Annotated in this window: 23 protein-coding genes and 1 pseudogene; 14 read left to right on the forward strand and 10 right to left on the reverse strand. The window is 61.7% G+C overall.

The window, feature by feature from the left end:
- Positions 1 to 209: 209 nt before the first annotated feature.
- Positions 210 to 2,018 carry a 2-isopropylmalate synthase gene (gene leuA / locus FEZ59_RS07850; RefSeq protein WP_172932500.1) on the reverse strand — a complete coding sequence of 603 codons (1,809 nt, stop codon included), beginning with the start codon at positions 2,016 to 2,018 and terminating at the stop codon, positions 210 to 212.
- Between the two features lie 270 nt (positions 2,019 to 2,288).
- Between leuA and FEZ59_RS07855 the strand changes: the two genes are divergently transcribed.
- Genes FEZ59_RS07855 through FEZ59_RS07870 form a run of 4 tightly spaced genes read left to right on the forward strand, consistent with a single transcriptional unit; the run spans position 2,289 to position 5,963 of the window.
- On the forward strand, positions 2,289 to 2,654 hold the full coding sequence (locus FEZ59_RS07855; RefSeq protein ID WP_070796482.1) for a hypothetical protein: 366 nt from the start codon (positions 2,289 to 2,291) through the stop codon (positions 2,652 to 2,654).
- Positions 2,654 to 3,607 carry a hypothetical protein gene (locus tag FEZ59_RS07860; RefSeq protein WP_172932501.1) on the forward strand — a complete coding sequence of 318 codons (954 nt, stop codon included), beginning with the start codon at positions 2,654 to 2,656 and terminating at the stop codon, positions 3,605 to 3,607. Before FEZ59_RS07855 ends, FEZ59_RS07860 begins: the two co-directional genes overlap by 1 nt.
- 49 nt (positions 3,608 to 3,656) lie before the next feature.
- Complete coding sequence (locus FEZ59_RS07865) at positions 3,657 to 4,922, forward strand: aspartate kinase (RefSeq protein ID WP_019746567.1); 1,266 nt, start codon at positions 3,657 to 3,659, stop codon at positions 4,920 to 4,922.
- Between the two features lie 6 nt (positions 4,923 to 4,928).
- Entirely contained in the window at positions 4,929 to 5,963 is a 1,035-nt protein-coding gene (locus FEZ59_RS07870) for an aspartate-semialdehyde dehydrogenase (protein WP_172932502.1), read from the forward strand.
- A 62-nt stretch (positions 5,964 to 6,025) separates the two neighbouring features.
- Here the strand turns inward: FEZ59_RS07870 and FEZ59_RS07875 are convergent, their stop codons facing one another.
- Complete coding sequence (locus tag FEZ59_RS07875; protein WP_021332919.1) at positions 6,026 to 6,367, reverse strand: Imm51 family immunity protein; 342 nt, start codon at positions 6,365 to 6,367, stop codon at positions 6,026 to 6,028.
- Positions 6,368 to 6,410: 43 nt separating this feature from the next.
- Positions 6,411 to 7,052, reverse strand: coding sequence for a TetR/AcrR family transcriptional regulator (locus tag FEZ59_RS07880; protein ID WP_172932503.1), 642 nt, complete (start codon positions 7,050 to 7,052; stop codon positions 6,411 to 6,413).
- Positions 7,053 to 7,211: 159 nt separating this feature from the next.
- Between FEZ59_RS07880 and FEZ59_RS07885 the strand changes: the two genes are divergently transcribed.
- Both FEZ59_RS07885 and FEZ59_RS07890 read left to right on the forward strand, forming a co-directional pair.
- Positions 7,212 to 8,993: an acyl-CoA dehydrogenase gene (locus FEZ59_RS07885; RefSeq protein WP_172932504.1), complete on the forward strand. Its 1,782-nt coding sequence runs from the start codon at positions 7,212 to 7,214 to the stop codon at positions 8,991 to 8,993.
- A 1-nt stretch (position 8,994) separates the two neighbouring features.
- The gene (locus tag FEZ59_RS07890) at positions 8,995 to 9,927 is read left to right on the forward strand and encodes an oxygenase MpaB family protein (RefSeq protein ID WP_020968231.1); all 933 of its coding nucleotides are present in this window, start codon (positions 8,995 to 8,997) and stop codon (positions 9,925 to 9,927) included.
- Positions 9,928 to 10,011: 84 nt separating this feature from the next.
- Here FEZ59_RS07890 and FEZ59_RS07895 read toward each other — a convergent pair whose 3' ends face one another.
- Positions 10,012 to 11,313 carry an HNH endonuclease signature motif containing protein gene (locus tag FEZ59_RS07895; protein WP_172932505.1) on the reverse strand — a complete coding sequence of 434 codons (1,302 nt, stop codon included), beginning with the start codon at positions 11,311 to 11,313 and terminating at the stop codon, positions 10,012 to 10,014.
- A gap of 49 nt (positions 11,314 to 11,362) precedes the next feature.
- Positions 11,363 to 12,139 carry a TetR/AcrR family transcriptional regulator C-terminal domain-containing protein gene (locus FEZ59_RS07900; protein ID WP_172932506.1) on the reverse strand — a complete coding sequence of 259 codons (777 nt, stop codon included), beginning with the start codon at positions 12,137 to 12,139 and terminating at the stop codon, positions 11,363 to 11,365.
- Between the two features lie 65 nt (positions 12,140 to 12,204).
- Between FEZ59_RS07900 and FEZ59_RS07905 the strand changes: the two genes are divergently transcribed.
- Genes FEZ59_RS07905 through FEZ59_RS07920 form a run of 4 tightly spaced genes read left to right on the forward strand, consistent with a single transcriptional unit; the run spans position 12,205 to position 17,031 of the window.
- Positions 12,205 to 13,044 carry an alpha/beta hydrolase gene (locus FEZ59_RS07905; protein WP_029537443.1) on the forward strand — a complete coding sequence of 280 codons (840 nt, stop codon included), beginning with the start codon at positions 12,205 to 12,207 and terminating at the stop codon, positions 13,042 to 13,044.
- A 56-nt stretch (positions 13,045 to 13,100) separates the two neighbouring features.
- Positions 13,101 to 14,867, forward strand: coding sequence for a multicopper oxidase domain-containing protein (locus tag FEZ59_RS07910; protein WP_172932507.1), 1,767 nt, complete (start codon positions 13,101 to 13,103; stop codon positions 14,865 to 14,867).
- A gap of 36 nt (positions 14,868 to 14,903) precedes the next feature.
- Complete coding sequence (locus FEZ59_RS07915) at positions 14,904 to 16,118, forward strand: CoA transferase (protein WP_019746577.1); 1,215 nt, start codon at positions 14,904 to 14,906, stop codon at positions 16,116 to 16,118.
- A gap of 1 nt (position 16,119) precedes the next feature.
- A complete protein-coding gene (locus FEZ59_RS07920) occupies positions 16,120 to 17,031 on the forward strand; it encodes a hydroxymethylglutaryl-CoA lyase (protein WP_172932508.1) in 912 nt (303 codons plus the stop codon).
- A 6-nt stretch (positions 17,032 to 17,037) separates the two neighbouring features.
- Here the strand turns inward: FEZ59_RS07920 and FEZ59_RS07925 are convergent, their stop codons facing one another.
- The 5 genes and pseudogenes from FEZ59_RS07925 to FEZ59_RS07945 all read right to left on the reverse strand — a co-directional run bounded on the left by FEZ59_RS07925 (position 17,038) and on the right by FEZ59_RS07945 (position 20,821).
- Positions 17,038 to 17,343, reverse strand: a complete 306-nt coding sequence (locus FEZ59_RS07925; RefSeq protein ID WP_134998534.1) for a hypothetical protein — start codon at positions 17,341 to 17,343, stop codon at positions 17,038 to 17,040.
- 47 nt (positions 17,344 to 17,390) lie between these two features.
- Positions 17,391 to 18,488 (reverse strand): hypothetical protein, encoded by a 1,098-nt coding sequence (locus FEZ59_RS07930; RefSeq protein WP_133728594.1) that lies wholly within the window; start codon positions 18,486 to 18,488, stop codon positions 17,391 to 17,393.
- Positions 18,485 to 19,552: an ATP-binding protein gene (locus FEZ59_RS07935; RefSeq protein ID WP_172932509.1), complete on the reverse strand. Its 1,068-nt coding sequence runs from the start codon at positions 19,550 to 19,552 to the stop codon at positions 18,485 to 18,487. Before FEZ59_RS07935 ends, FEZ59_RS07930 begins: the two co-directional genes overlap by 4 nt.
- 131 nt (positions 19,553 to 19,683) lie before the next feature.
- A pseudogene (locus tag FEZ59_RS07940) lies at positions 19,684 to 19,905 on the reverse strand (helix-turn-helix transcriptional regulator); the annotation flags it as partial.
- Positions 19,906 to 20,116: 211 nt separating this feature from the next.
- The gene (locus tag FEZ59_RS07945; RefSeq protein WP_019746583.1) at positions 20,117 to 20,821 is read right to left on the reverse strand and encodes a response regulator transcription factor; all 705 of its coding nucleotides are present in this window, start codon (positions 20,819 to 20,821) and stop codon (positions 20,117 to 20,119) included.
- Between the two features lie 183 nt (positions 20,822 to 21,004).
- Here FEZ59_RS07945 and FEZ59_RS07950 point away from each other — a divergent pair, with 183 nt between their 5' ends.
- Genes FEZ59_RS07950 through FEZ59_RS07965 form a run of 4 tightly spaced genes read left to right on the forward strand, consistent with a single transcriptional unit; the run spans position 21,005 to position 25,353 of the window.
- Positions 21,005 to 21,529, forward strand: a complete 525-nt coding sequence (locus FEZ59_RS07950) for a TetR/AcrR family transcriptional regulator (protein WP_020968240.1) — start codon at positions 21,005 to 21,007, stop codon at positions 21,527 to 21,529.
- On the forward strand, positions 21,526 to 23,010 hold the full coding sequence (locus FEZ59_RS07955) for an FAD-dependent oxidoreductase (protein WP_172932510.1): 1,485 nt from the start codon (positions 21,526 to 21,528) through the stop codon (positions 23,008 to 23,010). Before FEZ59_RS07950 ends, FEZ59_RS07955 begins: the two co-directional genes overlap by 4 nt.
- Positions 23,007 to 24,722 carry a GMC family oxidoreductase gene (locus FEZ59_RS07960; protein ID WP_172932511.1) on the forward strand — a complete coding sequence of 572 codons (1,716 nt, stop codon included), beginning with the start codon at positions 23,007 to 23,009 and terminating at the stop codon, positions 24,720 to 24,722. Before FEZ59_RS07955 ends, FEZ59_RS07960 begins: the two co-directional genes overlap by 4 nt.
- Positions 24,706 to 25,353 carry a hypothetical protein gene (locus FEZ59_RS07965; protein ID WP_172932512.1) on the forward strand — a complete coding sequence of 216 codons (648 nt, stop codon included), beginning with the start codon at positions 24,706 to 24,708 and terminating at the stop codon, positions 25,351 to 25,353. The genes FEZ59_RS07960 and FEZ59_RS07965 overlap by 17 nt, the downstream gene beginning before the upstream one ends.
- Positions 25,354 to 25,392 lie beyond the last annotated feature (39 nt).

A 25,392-nucleotide genomic window follows, 5' to 3' on the forward strand; every position in this document is an offset into this window, starting at 1 on the left:
ACTATCTCACGTGCCGGGGTCGGCTGCATCATCCTCGATGGGTGAATCCTGTTTGTTAACTTCGCTAAGCGACTCTTTCGGGACCTATGTCATGCCGAAGCGAAAACACGGACCGAAGAACTTCTGTGCCGTGAAAACAACCCTGGTCTCACCCGAAAATCGGGTGAGACCAGGGTTTGTTCAAGAGTCGGGTTCGTATTGCGTGAGTGTCAGCTCGCGCGGTTCACTGCCGAAACCACGGCGCGCAGCGACGCCGTCGTGATCGACGTGGCGATACCCACACCCCAGACGACGGTGCTCTGACCGTCCGGGCCAGTCACTGCGCACTCGACGTAGGCCGCGGCTTGGGCGTCGTCGCCGGCGGACATTGCGTGCTCGGAGTAGTCGAGGACACGAACGTCGAAGTTGATGCTTCCCAGCGCGTCGACGAAGGCAGCGAGCGGGCCGTTACCGGTTCCCGAGATCTCCTGCTCCTTGCCGTTCACCTTGACGATGGCGGTGATGGCGTCGGTGCCGCCGTCCTCCTCGGACGCGGTGACCTTCTGCTTCATCCGCTCGAGCGGGGTGACGGGGGCGAGGTACTCCTCGTGGAAGACGTCCCACATTTCCTTCGGCGAGACCTCGCCGCCCTCACCGTCGGTGATCTTCTGGACCGACTGCGAGAACTCGACCTGCAGACGCCGCGGCAGCACCAGACCGTGATCGGCCTTCATGATGTACGCGACGCCGCCCTTGCCGGACTGCGAGTTCACGCGGATGACGGCCTCGTAGCTGCGGCCGACGTCCTTGGGGTCGATCGGCAGGTAGGGGACCTGCCAGAGAATGTCGTCGACGTCCGAGTCCTGGTTGTCGGCGTCGACCTTCATGGCGTCGAGGCCCTTGTTGATCGCGTCCTGGTGGCTGCCGGAGAACGCGGTGTAGACCAGGTCGCCGCCGTACGGATGACGCTCGTGGACGGGCAGTTGGTTGCAGTACTCGACCGTGCGACGGATCTCGTCGATGTTCGAGAAATCGATCTGCGGGTCGACGCCGCGCGTGAACATGTTCAGCGCGAGGGTGACCAGGCAGACGTTGCCGGTGCGCTCACCGTTACCGAACAGGCAGCCTTCGATGCGGTCTGCGCCGGCCTGGTAGCCCAGCTCGGCTGCAGCGACGCCGGTGCCGCGGTCGTTGTGGGGGTGCAGCGACAGGATGACCGAATCGCGGCGGGCCAGGTTGCGGTGCATCCACTCGATGGAGTCGGCGTACACGTTGGGTGTCGCCATCTCGACGGTGGCGGGCAGGTTCAGGATGACCGGGTTGGCAGGCGTCGCACCCAGGGTTTCGGTGACGGCGTCACATACTTCCTTGGCGTACTCGAGCTCGGTGCCGGTGTAGGACTCGGGCGAGTATTCCCAGCGCCAGTTGGTGTCCGGGTACTTCTTCGACTCGGCCAGGACCAGTTCGGCGGCGTCGGTGGCGATCTTCTTGATCGTGTCCTTGTCGGCGCGGAACACGACGCGGCGCTGCAGGATCGAGGTGGAGTTGTAGAAGTGCACGATTGCGTTCTCGGCACCTTCGCACGCCTCGAATGTGCGCTTGATCAGTTCAGGACGCGACTGCGTCAGCACCTGGATGGTGACGTCGGACGGGATCGCGCCGTCTTCGATGATTTCGCGGACGAAGTCGAAGTCGGTCTGGCTCGCGGACGGGAATCCGACCTCGATCTCCTTGTAGCCCATACGGACCAGGAGATCGAACATACGACGCTTGCGCGCCGGGCTCATCGGATCGATCAGCGCCTGGTTGCCGTCGCGCAGGTCAACGGCACACCACTGGGGTGCTCGGTCGATGATCTTGTCCGGCCAGGTGCGGTCGGGCAGCGCGACCGTCTCGACCTCTTCGGCGAACGGGCGGTAGCGGAACGTCGGCATCGACGAGTTCTTCTGCGTGTTCCACGCAGGCTGGTCGGAAGGTGCCGGCTTCGTGGGCGGGGTAATGGTGCGAGTGCCGGTGGTGAATGCGTCAGCGGGGGACATTGGTGTGATCTCCAGGATTGTGGACCTGGCCTGATGACCTGTTGGTCAAGACCATGAGTCCGGAAGGCTTGGTCGACCGGCGCACAAAAACCCCGCGGCGGGAGGCCAGTCTGGATCAGACCCCGTCGCGGCAACCAAGAAGGAGTGCGCGCTGCATGCACAGCACTCTACTCCTGGATTTCGCGAGAAATCGGTGGGGTTCGCCCTCATGTCCAATTTGTCGCCGAATTGTGCTGCCGTTTCGGCCTCGAAAATGGTGGACTGTCGTCCATGGATCCCCGAATCGCCGTGGCGAGCACGTACCTCGACGCGCTCCGTAGTCACGATGGCAGTTCCGTACCGCTGGCTCCGGACGCGGTACGTCACGAGGTCGGGTTGAAGACCGGATTTTCGGGGAATCATTTGCGGCGCAGCCTTTCCGGAGGTCCTCAGTATCGCGTGATCCGCGACATTCGTGAGGTGGAGTGGACGGTCGACGGGGACGACCTGACGGCTGACTACCTCCTTGACGCCGGGTTGTTCGGGCGCAACCTGATGACCGTTCGGGTTACCGAGACCTTCCGGATACCCGCTGACGATCACCGCATTCACCACATCACCGCGAAGATTCGACCGGCGCGCGCCAAGCACGCGTGATGCGCTCGATCCGCTGGATCGTCTGTTCACTACTGATCGTTCTCGCTGGTCTCGGTTTTGCCGGCTCGGTGCTCGCGCTGTTCGTTCACACCCAGGTGAACGACACCGACAGCTATGTCGAGTCCGTTGCCCCGCTGGCTGCCGACCCCGCTGTCCAATCGGCGGTCGTTGATCGGCTGACCGAGGAATTGACGCAGCGGTTGGACGAGTTTCCGCAGGTGGTGACGAGACAGGCCGAGAGACTTGTTCGTGAGGCCGCTCAGTCGTTGGTCTCGAGCGACCAGTTTGCGACGCTCTGGACCGCGGCCAACCGTCGAGCGCACGCGCAACTTGCCGCGATGGTGACCGGCCGAGCCGCCGACGGCATAGTTCGGGCCGACGACAGCGGAACGGTCACCGTCTCCCTCGAACCGGTCATGACGGAACTGAGGACGAACCTGCGCGATCGCGGATTCACCGTGATCGATCGCCTCCCGGCGCTCGATCCGCAGTTCGAGATCCTGCAATCCGACGAGTTGGTGCGGGCCCAGGATTTCTCGAACACTCTCGACCGAGCAGCGACCTGGTTGCCGTGGGCGTCGGTGGCCTGCGCGATTGCGGCCGTCGCAGTTGCACCGGGGCGAATGCGCGCGCTGTCGCTGGTCGGGCTGGCGACGGCGGTGGCGATGATCGCCCTGCTGGTGGCGCTGGCCGTCGTGCGCCGGGTCTATTTACAGAATTCAGACATACCGTCGTCCGAGGCGGCTGTGGCGGTGTACGACGCGCTGGCAGTTTCCCTGGTCAGCAGTATCCGCGTGCTTCTCGCCTGCGGAGTTGCCGTCGCGGTGGTCGGTTACGTTGCCGGTGGTTCGCGTTCTGCGACGTTGATGCGAGCGCGGATCTCGCAACTGATCCCGCGCGGATCTGAGGCGAACAGCAGTACGCATCGGGAAGTCCCAGGACCACCTCGGTAAGCTCGACCTCTGGTATCTGTAAACAATTTCGACCTGGAGGTAGAAACGCGTGGCTCTCGTCGTCCAGAAGTACGGCGGATCCTCGGTGGCAACCGCCGAGCGCATCCGACGAGTCGCTGAACGGATCGTCGAGACCAAGAAGGCCGGCAATGATGTCGTCGTCGTGGTGTCAGCGATGGGCGATACCACCGATGAGCTGCTCGACCTGGCTCAGCAGGTGTGCCCTTCCCCGCCGGCCCGTGAAATGGACATGCTGCTGACCTCGGGTGAGCGCATCTCCAACTCCTTGGTAGCGATGGCAATTCACTCCCTCGGCGCCGAAGCTCGTTCGTTCTCGGGCTCACAAGCCGGAGTCATCACGACCGGCAGCCACGGAAACGCCAAGATCATCGACGTCACGCCGGGCCGTGTTCGCACCGCCCTCGACGAAGGCTCGATCGTTCTGGTCGCCGGATTCCAAGGCGTCAGCCAGGACAGCAAGGACATCACGACGCTCGGACGCGGTGGCTCCGACACCACCGCCGTGGCGTTGGCAGCTGCACTCAACGCTGACGTCTGCGAGATCTACACCGACGTCGACGGCGTCTTCTCCGCCGACCCGCGCATCGTCCCCGACGCTCACCGCCTCGAGACGGTTTCCTTCGAGGAAATGCTCGAACTCGCAGCGTGTGGTGCCAAGGTGCTCATGCTCCGGTGCGTCGAGTACGCCCGTCGTTACAACGTGCCTGTGCACGTCCGTTCGTCATACACCACCAAGCCCGGAACAATCGTGTCCGGATCGATGGAGGACATTCCTGTGGAAGAGGCCCTGATCACCGGAGTCGCGCACGATCGCGGCGAAGCCAAGATCACCGTTGTCGGATTGCCGGACACACCGGGACACGCTGCCAAGGTGTTCCGCGCAGTCTCCGATGCCGAGATCAACATCGACATGGTGCTGCAGAACATCTCCAAGGTGGAGACCAACAAGACGGACATCACCTTCACGCTTCCGACCGCCGACGGCCCTCGCGCCGTCGAGATCCTGACCAAGCGTCAGGAAGACATCGGCTTCACGCAGATCTTGTTCGACGACCACATCGGCAAGGTTTCCCTGGTCGGCGCCGGAATGCGGAGCCACCCGGGCGTCACGGCCACGTTCTGTGAGGCGCTGGCCAAGGCCGACATCAACATCGATCTCATCTCGACCTCCGAAATCCGCATCTCCGTGCTGGTCAAGGACACCGAACTCGACGACGCCGTGCGCGTTATCCACGCCGCTTTCGGTCTCGGCGGCGACGAAGAAGCTGTAGTACACGCAGGAACAGGACGGTAATTACTGATGACAACAATCGCTGTTGTCGGTGCGACCGGTCAGGTCGGCATCGTCATGCGCACTCTGCTCGAAGAACGTAACTTCCCCGCGGACAAGGTGCGGTTCTTTGCATCGGCACGCTCCGCCGGTAAGAAGCTGACGTTCCGCGGCGAAGAGATCGTTGTCGAGGATGCCGAAGCAACGTCCGACGAGGATCTGAAGGGCATCGACATCGCCCTCTTCTCCGCCGGTGCGACGCTGTCTCGTGCGCAGGCTCCGCGCTTTGCCGCGGCCGGTGCGACGGTTGTCGACAACTCTTCCGCATGGCGCAAGGATCCCGAGGTTCCCCTCGTGGTCAGCGAGGTCAACCCGCAGGACACGAAGAACCTGGTCAAGGGCATCATCGCGAACCCCAACTGCACCACCATGGCAGCGATGCCGGTGCTCAAGGTTCTGCACGACGAAGCCGGTCTGCAGCGTCTGATCGTCTCCAGCTACCAGGCTGTGTCCGGTAGCGGGATCGCCGGCGTCGAGGAACTCCTCGGCCAGGTGCGCGCCGTTGTCGGTGACGCGGAGAAGCTGGTTCACGACGGCAGCGCCGTCGACTTCCCGGCCCCGAACAACTACGTCGCCCCCATCGCGTTCAACGTCCTGCCGCTGGCAGGTTCGCTGGTCGATGACGGCAGCGGCGAGACCGACGAGGATCAGAAGCTCCGCAACGAGAGCCGCAAGATCCTCGGGCTTCCCGATCTGTTGGTTTCGGGCACCTGCGTGCGCGTACCCGTCGTGACCGGACACTCGCTCGCGATCAACGCAGAGTTCGCGAGCCCGCTCTCGGTCGCTCGTGCGAAGGAAATCCTCGCCGACGCTCCCGGAGTGGAGTTGGTCGAGGTTCCGACGCCGCTGGCCGCTGCCGGCGGCAACGCGTCGCTGGTCGGTCGTATCCGTCAGGATCCGGGTGTCCCGGAGGGACGCGGACTCGCGCTCTTCGTTTCGGGTGACAACCTCCGTAAGGGCGCCGCTCTCAACACGATTCAGATTGCCGAGCTGTTGGTCGGCTAGATCTTTTGTTCGGTACCGGCCCCGCACCTAGGTGTGGGGCCGGTGTCGTTTCAGCAGGAGCTCTAGTCGAGTTCGGAAATGGCGACCAGGCCGCCGAGGTACTCGGCATCCGAATACGCTTTGGCGAGAAGCACTCCGAGTTCACCAAGAGCTTCGTTGTCGCTGCCGTACGCAACAAACATGCCCGCTTCGGGATCGGTGCCGAAGCGGCCCTCCAGATGCGGTGCATCGCGGCCTACCACTGCGTGGGCGACCGACGCCCAGTCGTAGCCGGAGCCTTCGAAACCCTCTACCTGCTCGAATACCGCTGCTACCTTGCCGAAATGCTGGTCGGTGAGCATCAGTGACCAGTTGCCCGGAGACGTTTCGAAAAGCTGTAGCGGTTCGATCGATGGTGATGTCATGCGTGTATTGAAGCAGATCCGACCGACAGGTTTCAGTCGGCAGCTAACGTCCGACCGATTGGGCGAGGGCCACGGCAAAACTGGAAAGTCTTTCTCGGGTATAGGTTTCGGGGTCGCTGACGGCCAGTCGTCCGAGCATTTCGGCAAACGACATCATGGTATGTGCGAGTAGAACCGGATCAAGGCCTTCGAGCTTCGGTTCGAGGGCAATCCCGGCACGCGCCAGTTCTTCGGCGCGGGCGAAGACAGCTCCGCGAGAGAGCTTCAGCAAGCCGTGATACGCGCTGGGGGCGTTCTCGACAGACGTCAGAATCAGGCGCCAGCGCGTCGGGTTCTCCAGTACGGCGTCGACGAAGGCGCCAACGGTTCCGGTGTATGACGCCGCTGGGCCGAGTTCGCTCAGATCCGTCGGCATGGTTTCGAGCACCTGAGCGATGGCTCGCTCGTGCTCGCGGCGCAGGAGTGCGGCGACGAGATCGGTCCTGGTATCGAAAATCGTGTAGAGGACGGGCTTGCCGACGCCGGCTTCGGCAGCGACGGATTCCATGCTGAGGTTGTGCAGGCCTACGCGGCCGGTGACCTCGAATGCTGCGTCGAGCAGCTGTTCGCGTCGTTGCTCGGGCGCCATGCGAGGGGCGTATTTGCGTCGCGGTGTATCCGTTGCGTCAGCTTGTGACCTGCTCATCGTGTGCCTCACCTCCGCTCCCACCCTAATCTGCCTGCCAATTCTTCGTGAATCATACGCAACCGTTGTATTCGTCGTCATCAATTGTTACGGTGGCGTTGTATTCGAAGAGGCGGTCAGTGAGGCGCCTCTGCCGAGATCTCTAGGAGAACAACCGCGATGACAGCGTCGACCTCTTTAGTGCCGAATGATCTGTTGCTCCATCCCTCCACTTACGATGGGCCGGAATTCGACGCGACCACGCGGAGACTGCTGGGCGCGACCGTCGACTGGTTCGAGGCGCGTGGAAAGAATCGACTTCTGGCCGACTATCACGACAAGACCTTTTACTCCGACTTCCTCGACTTCGCGGCAAAGGAAGGCCTGTTCGCGACTTTCCTGACCCCCGCCCGCGACAGCGGCGGTGACTCCGACAAGCGCTGGGATACCAGCCGTATCGCCGCGCTGTCCGAGATCCTCGGCTTCTACGGACTCAACTACTGGTACCCGTGGCAGGTGACCATTCTCGGCCTCGGGCCGGTGTGGCAGAGCGACAACGAGAAGGCAAGGGCGCGAGCAGCTTCCGCTTTGGCTTCCGGAGGCGTTGCGGCATTCGGATTGTCCGAGAAAGAGCACGGCGCCGACGTCTACTCCACCGACATGGTCTTGACGCCGAACGGCAGCGGCGGGTACCTGGCCAGCGGTTCGAAGTACTACATCGGAAATGGCAACTGCGCCAACACGGTCTCTGTCTTCGGTCGTGTCGACGGAGTGGAGGGCGCCGATCAGTACGTCTTCTTCTACGCCGACTCGGACCACCCGGCATTCACCGTGGTGAAGAACATCGTTCCGGCGCAGATGTACGTAGCGGAGTTCTCACTCGCCGACTATCCCGTTGCGGCAGAGGATATCCTGCATACCGGCGAGGCAGCATTCAGTGCCGCACTCAACACCGTGAACATCGGAAAATTCAACCTGTGTTTCGGCGGAATCGGTATGTCGACTCATGCCTTGTACGAGACGATTACCCACGCGCACAATCGAATCCTGTTCGGCAATCCCGTCACGGCGTTCCCACACGTACGACGTGAATTCGTCGACGCGTACGCGCGCCTGCTGGCGATGAGGCTCTTCTCGGATCGTGCGGTGGACTACTTCCGCACCGCATCGCCCGAGGACCGCCGCTACCTCTTGTTCAATCCTGTCACCAAGATGAAGGTGACAACCGAGGCACAGAAGGTGATCGGACTGCTCTCCGACATCGCTGCGGCAAAGGGCTTCGAGAAGGACAGCTACCTCGCGGTGGCCAAGATGGATGTCGACGGGCTGCCCAAGCTCGAGGGGACCGTCGCCGTCAATCTCGCCCTGATCGCCAAGTTCATGCCGGCGTACCTCTTTGCCCCCGAGTCATTTCCGGCGATTCCGACGCGTAACGACGCAGCCGACGACGAGTTCCTGTTCCGTCAGGGCCCGGCACGGGGGTTGTCCAAGGTTCGATTCGACGACTGGCGAGCGGTGTACGCGAAGTTTGCGGATGTTCCCAACGTCGCACTGTTCGTGGAGCAGGCCGAAGCTCTCGTGACCCTCCTTGCCGAAGCTGCACCGGATGCGGCGCAGCAGGTCGACTTGGACTTCGGCCTGGCGATCACCGAACTCTTCACCCTCGTCGTCTACGGCCAGTTGATCCTCGAACAAGCCGAGATCTTGGGATTGGACGAGGGGCAGCGGAGCGATGGGGTGTTGGATCAGATCTTCGACGTCCTGGTCCGCGACTTCAGTGCTGCAGCGGTGGAGTTGCACGGAAAACCCAGCGCCAGTGAAGATCAGCAGCGGTTGGCTCTCGCATCTATTCGGCGCCCCGCGTTCGCGGCCGAGCGATTCGAGTACGTCTGGCAGCAAGTAGTCGCCTTGTCTGGTGCCTACGAAATGAACGGTGCAGGGTCAACGAACGGGGAGGAATGAAATGTCTGAACTGACGATGAATCGACCGCGTGAGGATTACGGCTTCTTCGGCCCAGGATCACCCAGTTGGAAGATCTGGGCGGCTCCGACAGCATTGATCGGTTTCCAGCGGTCAGTGGTGCTCGAGCACTTCGACCCCTTCCTTGCTGCCGCAGTGGCAGATATGAGCGGGATCTACAGCGATCCCGCCGGGCGACTCGACCGAACCTTGGCGTACTTCCTGACCGTCGCCACTGCCGACGGGCGGACGGCACTGGCGTTGTCCGACCATCTCATGACGGTTCACGCTCAGGCCACGGGTATCGAACCGATCACCGGAACTCGTTACAGTGCAAACAATCCGGCGTCACAACTGTGGATCCACGTGACCGGTTGGCATTCGGTGCTCAAGTGCTACGAGATGTACGGGCCGGGCCCACTCTCCGCCGTCGAAGAGCAGCGGTACTGGGAAGAATGCGTGATCGCTGCCGAACTGCAGACATGCAAAGCGTCCGACGTTCCGCGCTCGCGAGACGAGGTACGGGAGTACTTCGCTGAAGTCAGGCCCAGATTGTGTACCTCCGAGCGTGCCAACCGGGCGATGCACTACTTGTTGAGAACGCCAAGGGCGCAGGGGAAGACGAAGTTCGCGACGTTCAGCCGATTGGTCGCGCCGGCCACTATCGCAACATTGCCGGGCTGGATGCGAACCATGGGCGGCTTCGATCAACCCGCTTTGTTGGACAGGGCAATTGCGCCCGCGGTGCGAACTGCGGTCCGGGTCGGCAGTTCACCGAAGAACATGACCACTGCTCTGAAGGTCATCGCGCCGATGACTGGCAAGGTGCTGGAGCGCCACCTGCGTGACGAGCAACCCCTCGACCCGAGAGTTGTCACCCCGGCGGAGATTCGGGAGCGATTCCCACGCACCACCAAAGTTCCGCAGGCGGTCTGACGGAAGTCACGGCTTTCGGCACCGCATCGAGATCTGCTCGATGCGGTGCTGGCACGTGTTCTGTTGTGCCTGAGGAGTACTACCTCAGGTTTTGAAGGTGGTGTTCGCCGGCCTGGGGTGCTGCTGCGGGTCGATCGAGGGTGGTGGGATGAACCACGGTTTGTTGTCGACCCCGATGCGGATCACCCATTTCCCGACGAACCCGGATTTCCGGTGCATCAATCGATGATGTGAACGACACAGTAGGACAAGGTTGTTCATCACCGTCGGGCCGCCGTTGGCCCAGTGCCGGATGTGGTGCGCGTCGGTCCAGGCCGGTACACATGTGCAGCCGGGGAACGCGCAGCCTTTGTCGCGGGCGATCAACGCCACTCGCTGCTCCGCGGACACCAACCGTTTCCCGGGTTTCGCATCCAACGGAGCGCCGTGGTCGTCGAGCAGAACAGTCGACAGGAAACAGTCGCAGCCGAGAAGCCTGGTCTGCGACACCGAGAGTGGCCCGAGCCACGGCATGTGCCCCACATCGAGATCCGACACAGCCACTCCACCACCAGAAGCGGGAGCGGCGACGCAATCCCGGTGCTCCGCCAAATCACGCGCGTTGATGTGCACGTTCACATGCGGACGCTGCCCACCATCGACACCGGTCTTCGCGCAATCCAGATACCGCCGAATCAGTTCGGTGAACCCATCCGCCGTGCGTTTCGCCGCCGACCGCGAATCCGGCGTTCCATCGGGTGCCGGGGTCGGCATCGTCAGATTCGACAACGCCGATAGCAGCATTTCGCCGGTGAGAGCATCGAAATCGCCGCGCACCACCACCCGGCCGTTCAACGTCGACGCGATCCGGAGCTCGTTGCGATCCACATCTTCGGCGGGTGGAATCTCATCCGACTCGAACACTCGCTCCAAGGTCGCGATAACACTCCGCACCTTCGTGGTCGTCGCCTCCACACCGGATGCCGCAGCCAACAACAAATCGATACAGCGAGGGAGCGCTTCCTCCGGCATCCCCTTCGGTGGTGACTCGCAGAACGCCACGATCAACACGGCATGATCGAAGGAGCAGTCCCCGACATCAAAGCGAGCCGCCACCGCCGGAAACGGCCGTAGCGCAGCGCCGAGGGCGGCGATCTTCTTCCCGTCCCGGATTTGCAGCATCGTGTTTGCCGCCAACCAGGCACCGACGCCGCGGCTGGCGATCACCTGATCATCGGGACGCATCGAGAGTTCGTCGACCACTGCCACCCGCACAGCCTCGAGACGAAGAATCTCCGCACTCGCCGACACCGCAGCAGCACGCAACTCAGAAGCCGTCAACTGCCACAGTCGTCCGCGCAACCCCACCGCAGAACCCGACACCACATCCGACAACAAGACGCTCATTGAATCCCCCGATCCCCTACACACAAGAATACTCGAACATGCGTTCGAGTCAAGAGTGTTTTCGAATCCTCGATTCGATCCCGTCAAGGAGGATCTGTAGGCCCTGAGTAAATGACTCTTCGGTTTCTCGTTCGAGATAGAAGTCGCCGCCCGGTACCGGTGGGGCCTCCCGACCCAACTGCATCGTGTGGGGGAAGTCGTCCGCGAAATCCGGTGCAGCATCGGCCAGTGCAGCAGAAGACTCTGCCCACCAATGAAATTCGGAATCTCCGATGGTCGAGGCGCTCCGGATCTCAGCTAGGGTCCGCGCGGACCCCCGGATGAAATGGAAAATCATGCTCACCGATCTGCGGATGATCGGAGCGTCGAGACCCGTGGAGTAGAGAATGGACAGGAGTGATTCGAGTCCTGCCTGCTCGTGCGGACCCAGGACGGGGCGCGCCAACGAGACATCCAATGTCCACGGATGGCGTGTATGTAGGGCGAAGAGTGCGGCGGCCCAGTCGGACAGTGCCATGCGCCAGTCGCCGGTGTCTGCGATCGGCGGTAGCTCGGCATGCACCCGGTCGTGCATCAGGTCCAGTAGTTCGTCCTTTCCCGGTATGTAGGTGTACAACGACATCGCAGTGCAGCCGAGGTGGTCGCCGATCATGCGCATCGACAACGGTGTCGTGGGGTTGGCGTCGGCGACTTCGATCGCGGCGTCAACGACTGTGTCCGTGGACAGCGCGGGCTTCGGTCCTCGGCGGCCGGAAGGCGTATCGGGTTGACGCCACAGAAGTGAAATCGTGCGTGCGATATCGCGTCGGCCTGCCTGTTTGTTCATCTTGTCGCTTTCGTGGAGTCGCGCTATTCTTAATTACTTTACAGTGTAAAGATTTGGGAGTGGGCATGGTTGAGGCAAGACTTCACGACGGGACAACTATCGATGTCGAGGTTCTCGGACATGGCCCCGCCGTGCTGATGCCCGTGAATCCGATTTCGGCTACCGGCATCAAGGCTGACGAACTGCGCGCCTGGGGCGTTGACCCCTCGCTCGGTCGAACGTTCATGGAAGGGTTGGCGTCGAACTTCACTGTGGTTGCCTTCGACTACGAAGGGCACCGGATGGCGTCGCCCGCTCCGGACACGCTCACTCCCGACAACATCACGTCCGACATTCTGGCTGTGGCGAATTCGGCTGGGATCGACCAGTTCGCCTACTACGGATACTCCTGGCTGGCTCTGTGCGGATTGCAGTTGGCGCTGCGCACCGATCGTCTGACCGCACTGGTCATGGGTGGTTTCCCGCCGGTGGATGGGCCGTACAAGGCGATGCTCCAGGTTACCGAAGCTACACACCGCATGACGAGTGAACCGCCCCGGCGCACATCGCAGCCCACGGCATCGCCGGACGAGTTCGATTGGAACTCCATCGACATCGCGTTGACCGGAGCGCAGACCCGGCAGTTCGTGACGCTGTACCTCGCACTTGGTGAATTCGACGATCGAACGATTCAAGGGCGCATCCTTTGTCCGCGAATGTGTTTCGTCGGTTCGCAAGACGTCATCGAATACGGTGACCGATGGGGTGGGGTACGGGTCGCGCCGGCCGATCTCGACCTCGACGCCGCTCGGTCAGCAGGGTGGGATATCGAGGTACTAGACGGTCTGGATCACACGCAGGCAATGCAACCGGCTCATGTTCTACCCATTCTCAAACGTTGGTTGGAGAAGGTGGTCGGTGTTTGACCGTGCGAGCACGCGGGTAACCCGCTCCGGATGCCGTCAGCGTGAGGGGGCCGTGAGTGGACGAGTCACACAAGATCCGTCGACGATCGTTTGTTCAAGGGCTTGGCTTGCTGGCCGGCCTGAGTGCATTGTCCGCTGGATCAGCGACAGCTCGACCCCCTGACATCGATCCGCTACGCCCATTCCAACTTCCGTCACCCCGGCTGGAACCGTTTCGGGAGACCCTTCCTGTCCTGCCGGGCATTTCGGGTGGCAACCTGGAGCTTCGCGCGGCTTCGTCGATGCACCGTTTCCATCCGGACCTACCGTCGTCGCCGTCGCTGGGTTACGGCGGAATGGATTATCTGGGCCCCACCATCGAAGCTCACGTCGATCAGCTCGTCACAGTCCGATATGCCAATGACATTTCTGCGTATCCGCTTGCCGCGGATGTCGATCCGGGTCTGCACGGCGTCAGCGACCTCGACCGCACACAGGTCCCCACCTCACTTCACCTGCACGGAGGAGTTACTGCACCACAGTTCGACGGACATCCGGAGTTGATCCAGCGTCCGGGCGAAGGTTTGGTCCACGAATACACGAATGGTCGTGCCGCCGGCAATCTCTGGTACCACGATCACGCCATGGGAATGACGCGCCTCAACGTCTATGCCGGATTGGTCGGGATGTATTTTCTCCGTGACGACGTTGACACGGGCGCCGCCGGGAATTCTCTCGGCCTGCCGTCCGGTGAGTTCGAACTCCCGATGATTCTGCAGGACAAGGTATTCACTTCCGACGGTCGGCAGAGTGTCCGTTCCACGTGGCTCACTCCGCAAGGTTCATGGGATCCGGCGACCCCCGGTGACGTTGGCGTGGTGAACGGCGTCGTGTGGCCGAAAGTGGAGGTTGCCCGCGGCCTGTATCGATTGCGACTGCTCAACGCCGCAACCTATTCGGTGTGGAATCTGCACTTCGCAAATCGTATGCGGTTCTGGGTGATCGGGTCCGAAGGCGGTTTACTGGCCGCTCCGGCGCCGACGGATCACGTCCGGTTGAGTCCGGGTGAACGCGCTGATCTGCTGGTCGACTTCAGTATGCTCGAGCCGGGCGCAACGGTGGAATTGCGCAACGACGAACCGGTACCCCTTGCGGTGGCTCAACGCGGCACGCAGGTGATGCCGGTGTTCTGTCGGTTCGACGTGGGCAGCGCAAAGGGATTCACCGGCTCGATCCCGCAGCAGCTGAATTCCGTTGCCGCCGAACCGGCGTCCCCGGATGTGGTGCGAAATCTCACGATCATGCAGCTGTCGCGTCCGTCGGATTACCCGTCGATCACTATGTCGCTCAACAATTTGAGGTTCACCGATTCGGATATCGAACTGCCACGTCAGGGGGCCGTCGAGCAATGGAATCTGATCAACATCACCACGGAACCACATCCGATTCATCTGCACCTGGTGGCGTTCCGCGTTGTGGGGCGCCAGAGCCTCGACACTGCAGCACTGATGCAGCGGTATCCGGTGCCTGACTTGGGGGTCCGGTGGACGCCGTCGGCGGAGGAATTCGTGACCTCTTCGCTGCGGCCTCCCGAAGTGTGGGAAACGGGGGAGAAGGACACGGTCATCGTGGATGCCAACTCGATCACCCGCGTGATCGTGCGCTTTCCGATGGCCGACGAGTTGGGCTTCGATCCGGATGCAACTTTCGCGAGAGGTTCCATGGCAGATCACTCGGCGCACGGAGAAGCTGGCATGGGGGACTTGCAGGGGTACGTCTGGCACTGCCACATGCTCGATCACGAAGACCACGACATGATGTTGCGATACCGGGTGGTGACGTAGCCTTCAAAGGGAGAAAAGTTCCCAGAGGAGGCAGCTGTGTCGGAAGGTGCGCCCACCGGGCCCCTGGACGGATATCGGGTGATTGAACTCGGAACCTTGATCGCCGGGCCCTTCGCCGGGAAATTGCTCGGCGACATGGGAGCCGACGTGATCAAGATCGAATCACCGGACCGCCCAGACCCGCTTCGTACCTGGGGTCAGGCAGAGCAGGACGGTCATCGATTCTTCTGGACGGTTCACGCCCGCAACAAGCGGTGTGTGACGTTGGACCTTCGCGTCGACGCGGGCCGCGACCTGTTTCTGAATCTGATCGAACATGCCGACGTGGTGGTCGAGAACTTCCGGCCGGGCACCCTCGAGAAGTGGGGTCTGGGATTCGACGTGCTCAGCGCGCGCAATCCGAAGTTGGTGTTGGCCAGGGTATCCGGCTACGGGCAGAGCGGACCGCAAGCCAAGAGCGCCGGCTACGCCTCGGTTGCCGAAGCAGTCAGCGGATTTCGGCATCTGAACGGTTATCCAGGGCAGGCACCCCCGCGTATTGCCCTTTCACTCGGAGATTCTCTCGGTGGAATGTTCGCCGTTCAGGGAGTGCTGGCGGCGTTGCTCTCGCGAGAGCGGACCGGCCGTGGTCAGGTGGTCGACGTCGCCCTCACGGAATCCTGTCTGGCGGTGCAGGAATCCACGATCCCGGACTACGATCGGGGCGGGATCATCCGGCAGCCCTCGGGAACGAGGTTGGAGGGTATCGCACCGTCCAACATCTACCAGACCTCTGAAGGAAACTGGGTGGTGATCGCGGCCAATCAGGACACGCTCTTCGTGCGTCTGTGCACCATCATGGGTCGACCGGAACTAGCGCAAGACGACCGATTCTCCAATCATGTTGCGCGTGGCAAACATCAGGACGAGCTCGACGAATTGATCAGCGCCTGGGTTGCGCTCCAAGATCCCACCAGTCTCGTGGAACGCCTCACCGAAGTGGGAGTTGTTGCCGGGCCGATCAATACGGTTGAAGATGTGGTCAAGGATCCGCAGCTGATCGAACGGGGGATGCTCGTCGACCACTACGACGAGCGGATCGGGGAAAACGTCCTCGGCCTGGGCGTCGTGCCTACATTCAGTGAGACACCCGGATCCGTTCGCAACGCGGGAGCAGCGTCGCCGGGGTACGACAACGCTTCGGTCTGGGGTGGGCTCCTCGGACTCTCGGGCGACGAGCAGACAGAACTGAAGAAGAAGGGCGTGATCTGACGTGTCGGTACCTGAAGCAGGTGTTCCCGCGGTCAGCATTCGTGAAGTCGGGCCACGGGATGGGTTGCAGATCGAAGACCCGGTCTCGCTGGCGGAGAAACTTCGTCTTGTCGAAGCTCTGTCTGCGACAGGTGTTTCGCGCATCGAGGCGACGTCGTTCGTGTCACCGCGTGCGGTGCCGGCACTGGCCGACGCGGAGTTGTTGGCCGCAGAGTTGCACCAGTGGCCAGGCATCGAGTTCTCGGCATTGGTCGCCGGAATCGGTGGAGCGAAACGGGCCGTTGCTGCAGGAATGAAAACCGTCGAATATGTTGTGTCGGCATCGAATGGCCACAGCCAGGCCAACACTCGGTCGACGACGGAGCAAGCGACCGAACGTATCGGAGAGGTCGTCCGGATCGTCCACGAGGCTGGTGGACGGGTGGAGGTCATCGTGGCCACAGCCTGGGACTGTCCGTTCGACGGTCCAACCGATCCGGACCGTGTTCTGCGGATTGCGGAGCAGGCCAAAGAGTTCGGCGCTGATCAGTTCTCGATCGCGGATACCATCGGCACTGCCACACCGGGACGCGTCGGACGGTTGATCGACGCTGTCGGCGAAAGAGTGGGTGACTTCGGCTTGGGTGTGCACTTCCACAACACGCGTGGCGCTGGTCTTGCCAGTGCGTTGGCGGCTGTGCAGCACGGAGTTCGAAACCTGGATGCGTCCACCGGTGGCCTGGGCGGTTGCCCGTTTGCTCCTGGTGCCAGTGGCAATATCGCGACTGAGGAACTGGTCTACATGCTCGAAGACATGGGCGTTGCGACAGGTATCGACCTGGATGCGAGCATTCGTGCCGCTGCCGTTGCAGAAGAGATAGTGGGCCATACGGTTCCCAGTAATCTTCTCCGCGCCGGCGATCGGAAGCGATAGGGACCTTTACTCTTCTCGGTTGGGTGATGCCAGCTGCAGTTTGACCAGCTGCTCGTGTGCCGCCGGCGGCCAACCGATGCGCTGTTTCTCCAGATACCATGCACCGGCGGCACATGCGATCGCGAGGACGATCCAGATCGCTACGCTTCCGATCTGAGAGCCCAGGTCGCTCGATGAGGATACTTCGCCCGTGCTGTAGTCGTATTCCGTTGTCGTGGTGATTCCCTCGACTGCGAAGGTCCACAGAATCGGAAGGGTACACAGTGCGGCAAGGGCGCGTGCAACATGTGCTGGACGCAGTTCGAAGATCATTCATTTCTCCTGGTGATCGACGCGGTGAATCTCACTCTCCTCGAAAGCTATTCGGGATAGACGGCGCTGTCTGTAGTCGGATCGACGGACATGGACGAGGCGCCGAGTTCCCCTTGATCTCCCTGCCGTAACAGCTGCATTCCGTTGTGATCGAACTCGATTCGTCGAACGTCTTCAGTGTCGACCAGCATCGTGGCCATAGCGGTGCGCCGAGGTGGAAGGATCCGAATGGTCACTTTGCCTCGCGTGATCGCGGTGAGTTCCCGGACGATGCTCGCGTGGATTCGGTCGCGCACGGCGGGGTCAGCGCCATCCATTCCGTGGTCGTCGAGCAGGACTACCTCGACGCCGCGGTTTCGAGTGGCATGCACAGCATCGATGACATCTGTCTGTTGTAAGCCAGGCGCCCTCAGCGAATCTCGGAGTTGCGCCTCGAGGAGTTCGCATTCTTGCCGCTCGGCGGTTGTCAGCGGAATCCCGGAAGCGACCCGTTCGAGGAGTGGGCGCGCAAGTAGATCGAGCCTGTCGAGTTGCGCGTCGCGTTCCTCGAGAATCGCGGCGCTAGCGGATGCGGAGGCAATTCGTTGGGTGGACTGCTCCCGAAGTTCGTAGATAACCCTGGCTTGAGGACGGATGGTGTACGCGAAGAAGGTCGACATCAGAACAGGGCCCGCGTTGATGACCGTCAACGACACTCCGTACATGGCCCCCTGGCCGGTAGTGGAGGACCAGATGGCGGTCACCAACACCATGAGCCCAAGCCCGAGCCACGCGAGTGCTGTACGCCCACGAACGCACATGAAGGTGAAAACGGCCGTAGACATCCCGAACATCCACAATTGAGTCATGTCGTTGACGGGCACTGGAACCACTGACAACACAAGGCCACTCGTGACGGCGCCAGTCAGAGACACCAGAACGCTCTGCCCCAGCGGCATCGGGTCGCCTCGGCTCAGAACGAGTGTGAAAGCCGCAGTTGAGCACACGATAATTGCCAAGACCATCGGCCAGACTGCGCGGACGTCGGAGGAGGTGTACGCGACCGAGATCACGCAGGTGAGCGCGAAGCATGCAGCCATGAATCGAGCAGCACGGCTGTGCATACCGAGGAGATCGCGGACATCTCGTCCGTCCGGTCTGGTCATGCCATCACCGCTGCGGGCAAGCTCAGGGTCAGAGTCACCGAAGTGCCGCGGCCGGGTGACGATCGAATGGTTGCCGATCCGCCGTCGAGTTGGCGCATTCTGCCGCGGATGCTGACAGTGATTCCGAGGCGATGCGTCTCGACGGAGCTCGGATCGAAGCCGACGCCGTCGTCCGCGACGACTACTTCGAGGTGGGTGGTGGTTGCCGTGACCGTGACCGAACGCCGTGCACTGCTTCCGGCGTGCTTGACGCTGTTGCGCAGCGCCTCGGCCATCGCACCGGCCATCGCACGAATCGAGTCGGGCGCGTATCCGCTCGGATCGGACCCGACTGAGAGGGCGGTCTCGAACGTGATGTTTTCGTCTACTTCCGAAGCGGCTGAACGCAACTGAGCGAGGATTCCGTCGAAGTCGAAACTCGTCTCGTGATCGGTTCCGGAGCGGAGTTCGTCAAGCCTCTCGACAGTCCTTCGTGCCTGAGCGATGACCGAGGGATCGGCATCGTTTCTCGAAGCAGCGAGCAGGGTGGACATCACGGTGTCGTGGATGAGTGCGTCGAATCTCTCGCGTTCGACGGACTTGGCCTCGGCCGCTGCGGCGCCTGCCGCAGCGGCATGAGTGGTGGCGATAGTTGCATCCAGCACGCGACCGGTGCGCAAGGCCATGACGGCCGCTGCGACGAATACCGCGCAAAATGTCCAGGCGAAGGCGAGGTCGGGAACAAGCAGGTGCGTCGTGGGACTCGTCCGGATTATGTGATTGGTCAACTGTGCGAGTGTTGCCGCCACGAAAAGGTGCACGACGGCAGCGGCCGGTCGCCAAGCCGCAGCTGCCGCAAGGCTGGCGACGCCGGGGAAATTGGAAATCCACAAGGTGAAATCCGTGACGTGCTCACCATTCCAGGCCGGCCACCACAGGAGGATGACCACGACGTAGAGGAGCGCATTTGCACTCGCGGCTCGTTTCACCCGCCGGGTGTCTGCGTGAAACGTCGATGCTCCCAATACCAGTCCACTACCGAAAGTTGCGACCACTGCCAGCGGGGTCCACCAAGACGCGGACATCGCAGTGGCTTCGGCAATGGCAGGGGCGAGCAATATCAGATAACAGACATAGCCTGCGCCGATGAAACGGCCGAAGAGCCTGAGAATTTCGTCAGAAGCAGTGGCTGTTTTGTCGAAAGCAACTTTGTCGATCAGAGTTCGTCGATCGTCACTATCTGATCTTGTATCGCTCGCACGAGTAGTTCGCATTTCGTCGGTGCGTTCCTTCCAACGTCGGCATACTTCTCGCGAATCCGGGACAGGTGGGTTCCCACCGTTCCCACGCTTATGTAGAGGTTTTGAGCGACGCGTGACTTCGAATCACTCAGTAGCCATTCCCTGAGAACCTCGACTTCGCGCTCCGAAAGGTGCGGTCCGACAGGCTCTTGTGTCATGCAGTTTTCCACAGTGACGGTCATGAGTTTCGTCTTTCTTTCGTCTAGCGGAATGACAGACTCCCCGACAGTGCCGTCTTCTTACCAGGTGAATGTAAGTCGAAGTTGGCCATTTTTCCCAGACATCAATTCCTCTGCCCATATTTCCAGGGGCAGCCTTAGCGAAAGCAATCGTTACCGAACTTTTTCATTACTGAAGGTCATTGTTAGTCAAGGTCAGATTTCTACCGAGATTTCTGCGTTCCGGAATCGGTAGCACCCCGTCCTCGACCGCGCGTTTGTACAGATCTGTCTTTGTGGGGGCCGGCCGTCCGGCAGCCGCATATTTCTGCCTGATGCGTTGGAGATAATCGTTGACCGTCTGCGGCGCCAAACCGGTGAGTCGCGCAACCCGATCTGCCTTCTCTCCGGATGCGTAAAGTTCGAGGACCTCGAGTTGTCGAGGGCTCAGACCCACCTCGTCGAGACCTGGATCCCCGTCGATTGCGGCAGCCCACTCTGTCGTCACCACCTGCCTTCCCGACGCGGCGGCGCGTATTGCATCAATCACGACGGCAGTCGGTTCGGACTTGCGCACGACGCCCAGTACGCCGGCACGGGCGGCCGAGCGAACGAGGAACGGGTTTTCCGCCCCGGTGAAGATCAATGTCTCGAGCCCCGCGGCCCGCAGTTCCTCGACGTTGCTCTTGGGCGATGAACCGTCGGCCAGTCGGAGGTCGAGAATTGCCAGATCCAAGCTGACGTTCTGAGCGAGCATCTCGGACACAGTGGTCGCGATGCACACCAACTCGATATCTGGCTCGTCCTTCAGCATCACGGACAAGCCGATAGCCACCGACTCGTGGTCTTCCACCAGTCCGACACGGCGGTGTGGAAATGCAGTTTGCTCTGGCATAGCGATTGTTTCCCTCCGCTCGATGCGAGGACGTTATCAGGCAGAGCTGACTGATCGGTATGTTACGTATCAAGATTTGAAGTCAGCCTGGACTGTTTTACGTTTCGGCTCTACAGTTGTCTTGTGACCGAGACCACTTCCGATGCGAAAGTAAGCCGTACGCAGGCCGAACGAACTGCCGCGATGCGTGGGCGCCTGCTCGACGCCGCTGTCGAATCGCTTGTCGAACTGGGCTACGCCCGGACCAGCACCCAGGAGATCGCCCGCCGCGCAGGGGTCTCGCGAGGTACGCAACTGCATCATTTTCCGACCAAGGAATCGCTGGTCGTTGCGGCCGTCGAGTATCTGGTCGACAAGCGACTGGAAGAAATCCTCACCGCTGAAGTGGATCGCGGCCGAGGTCTCGAGGTCCTGGCGGACGCGTTCTCCGGGCCACTGTTCTACGCCGCCCTCGAATTGTGGGTCGCGGCGCGAACCGATCCTGTTCTGCATGCGGCGACGGTGCCCCTCGAACGCAAGGTCAGTGAGGCACTCGAGTTCGGTAGCGCCGAGTTGTTCGGCGATCGATTCGACTCCGAGTCGGTTGAACTCACTATCGAACTCGTTCGCGGGCTTGCAGTCTCAGCCCTTTTCCGTACACCCGAAGCCGACGACGCGCTCAGGGCGCGACTGTTGCCGGCCTGGCAATCCCGAGTGGAGAAGAAGTGAAGCTTCCCGAACATGTCGAAACATTGATCGTCGGTGCCGGATTCGCCGGTATGGGCTTGGCGGCCAGAATGCTTCGTGACAACCGAACGGCGGACGTCGTGTTGATCGAGCGCGGAGCTGATATCGGTGGCACCTGGCGAGACAACACCTACCCAGGTTGTGCCTGTGACGTGCCGACGGCGCTGTACTCGTATTCTTTTGCGCCGAGCGCCGATTGGAGTCATACCTTCGCTCGTCAGCCCGAGATCTACGACTATCTGAAGAAGGTGGCGGCAGACACCGGCATCGTGGATCGCGTAGTCCTGAACTGCGAACTCGAAGCTGCTGTGTGGGACGAGGATGCGGCGCTATGGCGTGTCCGGACATCCCTGGGGTCGTTGACAGCCAAAGCGCTGGTCGCTGCGACCGGGGCGTTGTCGACACCCAAGATCCCGGATTTTCCCGGTCTCGACCAATTCTCCGGTACCACTTTCCATTCGGCGACGTGGAACCACGAACACGAACTGCGTGGTGAGCGCGTAGCCGTGATCGGAACGGGAGCGTCGGCGGTTCAGTTCGTTCCCGAAATTGCCGACCCTGCTGCCCATGTCACCGTGTTCCAGAGAACTCCGGCCTGGGTGATTCCGCGAATGGATCGCACCCTGCCTGCGGCGCAGAAGGCCGTCTACTCGCGGATTCCCGCTACGCAGAAAGTTGTTCGCGGAGCGGTTTACGGTTTTCGCGAGTTGCTCGGTGCCGCGATGTCACATGCGACGTGGGTCCTGCCGGCCTTCGAGGCGGCCGCGCGCCTCCATCTGCGCAGACAGGTGAAAGATCCGGAGTTGCGCCGGAAACTGACTCCCGATTTCACGATCGGTTGCAAGCGCATGCTTCTGTCCAACGACTGGTTGCGCACCCTCGACCGCGCGGACGTGAGCCTGGTCGACAGCGGGCTCGTCTCGGTCACCGAGGGCGGGGTGGTCGACGGGCACGGAGTCGAGCACAAGGTCGACACCATCATCTTCGCCACGGGGTTCACGCCGACGGAACCGCCTGTGGCGCATCTGATCACCGGAAAACGTGGCGAAACGCTGGCCGCGCATTGGAACGGTAGCCCCAATGCCTACAAGGGCACTGCGGTCAGCGGGTTCCCGAATCTGTTCCTCATGTACGGTCCGAACACCAACCTCGGACACAGTTCGATCGTGTACATGCTCGAGTCCCAGGCCGAGTACGTCAACGACGCGTTGAACACCATGAAACGTGAGCGACTGGACGCTCTTGATGTCAACGAGTCGGTACAGGTGCACTACAACAAGGGAATTCAGCACGAGTTGCAGCACACGGTGTGGAACAAGGGCGGATGCTCGAGTTGGTACATCGATCCGGAGGGGCGCAACTCGGTGCAGTGGCCGACGTTCACATTCAAATTCCGTTCGCTGCTGGAACATTTCGATCGTGAGAACTACTCCGCTCGCAAGATCGAAAGCGTCCAGGCATGACCACGACGCACTACGACGTGGTGGTAATCGGATCGGGATTCGGTGGCAGTGTCGCCGCTCTTCGCCTGACGGAGAAGGGCTACCGTGTCGGGGTGCTCGAAGCCGGTCGACGGTTTGCCGACGACGAGTTGCCCGAAACCAGTTGGCGGATGCGAAAGTACCTGTGGGCGCCGTGGATCGGATGTTATGGGGTTCAGCGTATCCACCTTCTTCCGGACGTACTCGTGATGGCGGGAGCCGGCGTCGGGGGCGGATCGTTGAACTACGCCAACACGTTGTATCAGCCACCCAAGCGGTTCTTCGAAGACCGTCAGTGGGCGCACATCACGGACTGGCACGACGAACTGGCGCCGTACTACGACCAGGCCAAACGGATGTTGGGTGTTCGCACCAATCCGTCCTTCACTCCGGCCGATGCGGTGATGAAAGACGTAGCCGAAGAGATGGGCGTGGGGGAGACCTTCACGTCCACCCCCGTCGGTGTTTTCTTCGGGGAGGCAGGAGTTTCCGTGCCGGACCCGTTCTTCGGCGGAAAAGGGCCCGAACGCACCGGTTGCACCGAATGCGGGGGATGCATGACCGGGTGCCGAGTCGGGGCGAAGAACACGCTGGTCAAGAACTACCTCCATCTCGCCGAGCAAGCGGGCGCCAGGGTTCATCCGCTCACGACCGTCACCGAACTTCGGCCGAGCGCAAGCGGTGGTTATCACCTGCTCGCGAGGCGAACGGACGGCGTCCGCCGGCGAGAAGTTCGGTTCACCGCCGATCAGGTGGTGGTAGCCGCCGGAACGTACGGAACGGCGAGACTGCTGCTCGGTATGAAGGAATCCGGTGCCCTGCCTGACCTGTCGGACACTCTGGGCACCGTTGTACGTACCAATTCCGAAGCCGTACTGGCCGCAACGTCGAAGTCGCGTCGACGGAACTTCACGCAGGGCGTAGCGATCACATCGTCCTTTCACCCGGATGATCACACGCACATCGAGCCGGTGCGATACGCCAAGGGCAGCAATGCAATAGGACTTCTGCAGACCGTCCTGAGTGACGGTGGTGGGCGAACTCCCCGGGTGCTGAAGACTCTGGCGGTCGCGGCACGGCACCCAGGTGCCTTCTTCCGGTCCTTGTCGGTACGGAACTGGTCCGAGCGAACCGTCATCGCGCTGGTGATGCAGACCGACGACAACTCCCTCGAGCTTTCCAAGAACACCAAACGATTCGGGCGTTCCCTCACCAGTAGGCCGGGACCGGGTGATCCACCTCCCCAGTGGATTCCGCAGGGCCATGCAGCTATTCGCAAGGTCGCCGAGAAGATCGACGGTGACCCGGGCGGTTCCATCGCCGAGATCGTGAATATCCCGATGACGGCGCACTTTCTGGGTGGCTGCGCAATCGGTGACAGCGCGGCGAGTGGCGTCGTGGATCCGTATCTCCGTGCTTACGGACATGCCGGCCTGCACGTCATGGACGGTTCGGTGGTGAGCGCGAATCTCGGCGTGAATCCTTCCCTGACCATCACTGCGCAGGCGGAACGAGCGTGCGCGATGTGGCCGAACAAAGGTGCCGCAGACGCCCGCCCGAAGACCGGCGAACCATACGTACGTATCGATCCGACGTTGCCGTCCAACCCGGTGGTGCCGACGCATGCACCAGGTGCTTTGCGGCTTCCCCTGACCGTTCGAGCTGAGAAGGTGTCCGATGTGGAGCGTGCCTGAATCGACAAGTGACCGCGTCGACTGGCCGGTGAGCGATCCGCCGCCGTGGCCTGCTTCCGTTCGCGCAACACTGTGGTGGCACCGCAGTACGCCGGCGGCGCGGGAACTCGGGCCAGACGATCGAACGATTCCGGTGACGGTAGCAATGATGGTGGACTACCTCGATTCGCCGGTCGGCCCGTATCGCGAGATCCTCGCCAGTCCGGTCTTGCATGCGCCAGGGAAACGGATCGGGCCTATGCCGCGGATGGCGGTCCCTTTCATCGCGGTGGATTCGGAACCGTCGGTGCACGGCGGACGGTTCCACTGGCAACTACCCAAGGTCCTGGCCGAGTTCGACGGAGATGTGCAGCAGAAATTCATTGCAACCGGCGACGGATGGCGGGTGCGTTCGGACACGCGGATGCTCGGGCCGCGTCTGCCGATTGTCGGGGCGTTGGGATTTGCGCAGCCGGAATCCGGTGGAGGTCTGGCGATCGCGTCGGCCAGGCTGACGGGGTCGTTCCGATATGCGCGCGTGAGCGTCGAGGCAGAGGGGCCGACACTGCCGAACTGGTTGGCATCGGGCACTCATCACGGCGTCGTGATTCTGGGCGGAAAAATGACTACGGGAGCAGCCAAGCACCGATAGCAGGGGGTTGACCTGCGAAAGAACGAGCAAGGCCGCCCT

This window comes from Rhodococcus sp. MS13, from assembly GCF_013277835.1.
In the GTDB taxonomy this organism is placed as follows: Bacteria; Actinomycetota; Actinomycetes; order Mycobacteriales; family Mycobacteriaceae; genus Rhodococcus_F; species Rhodococcus_F erythropolis.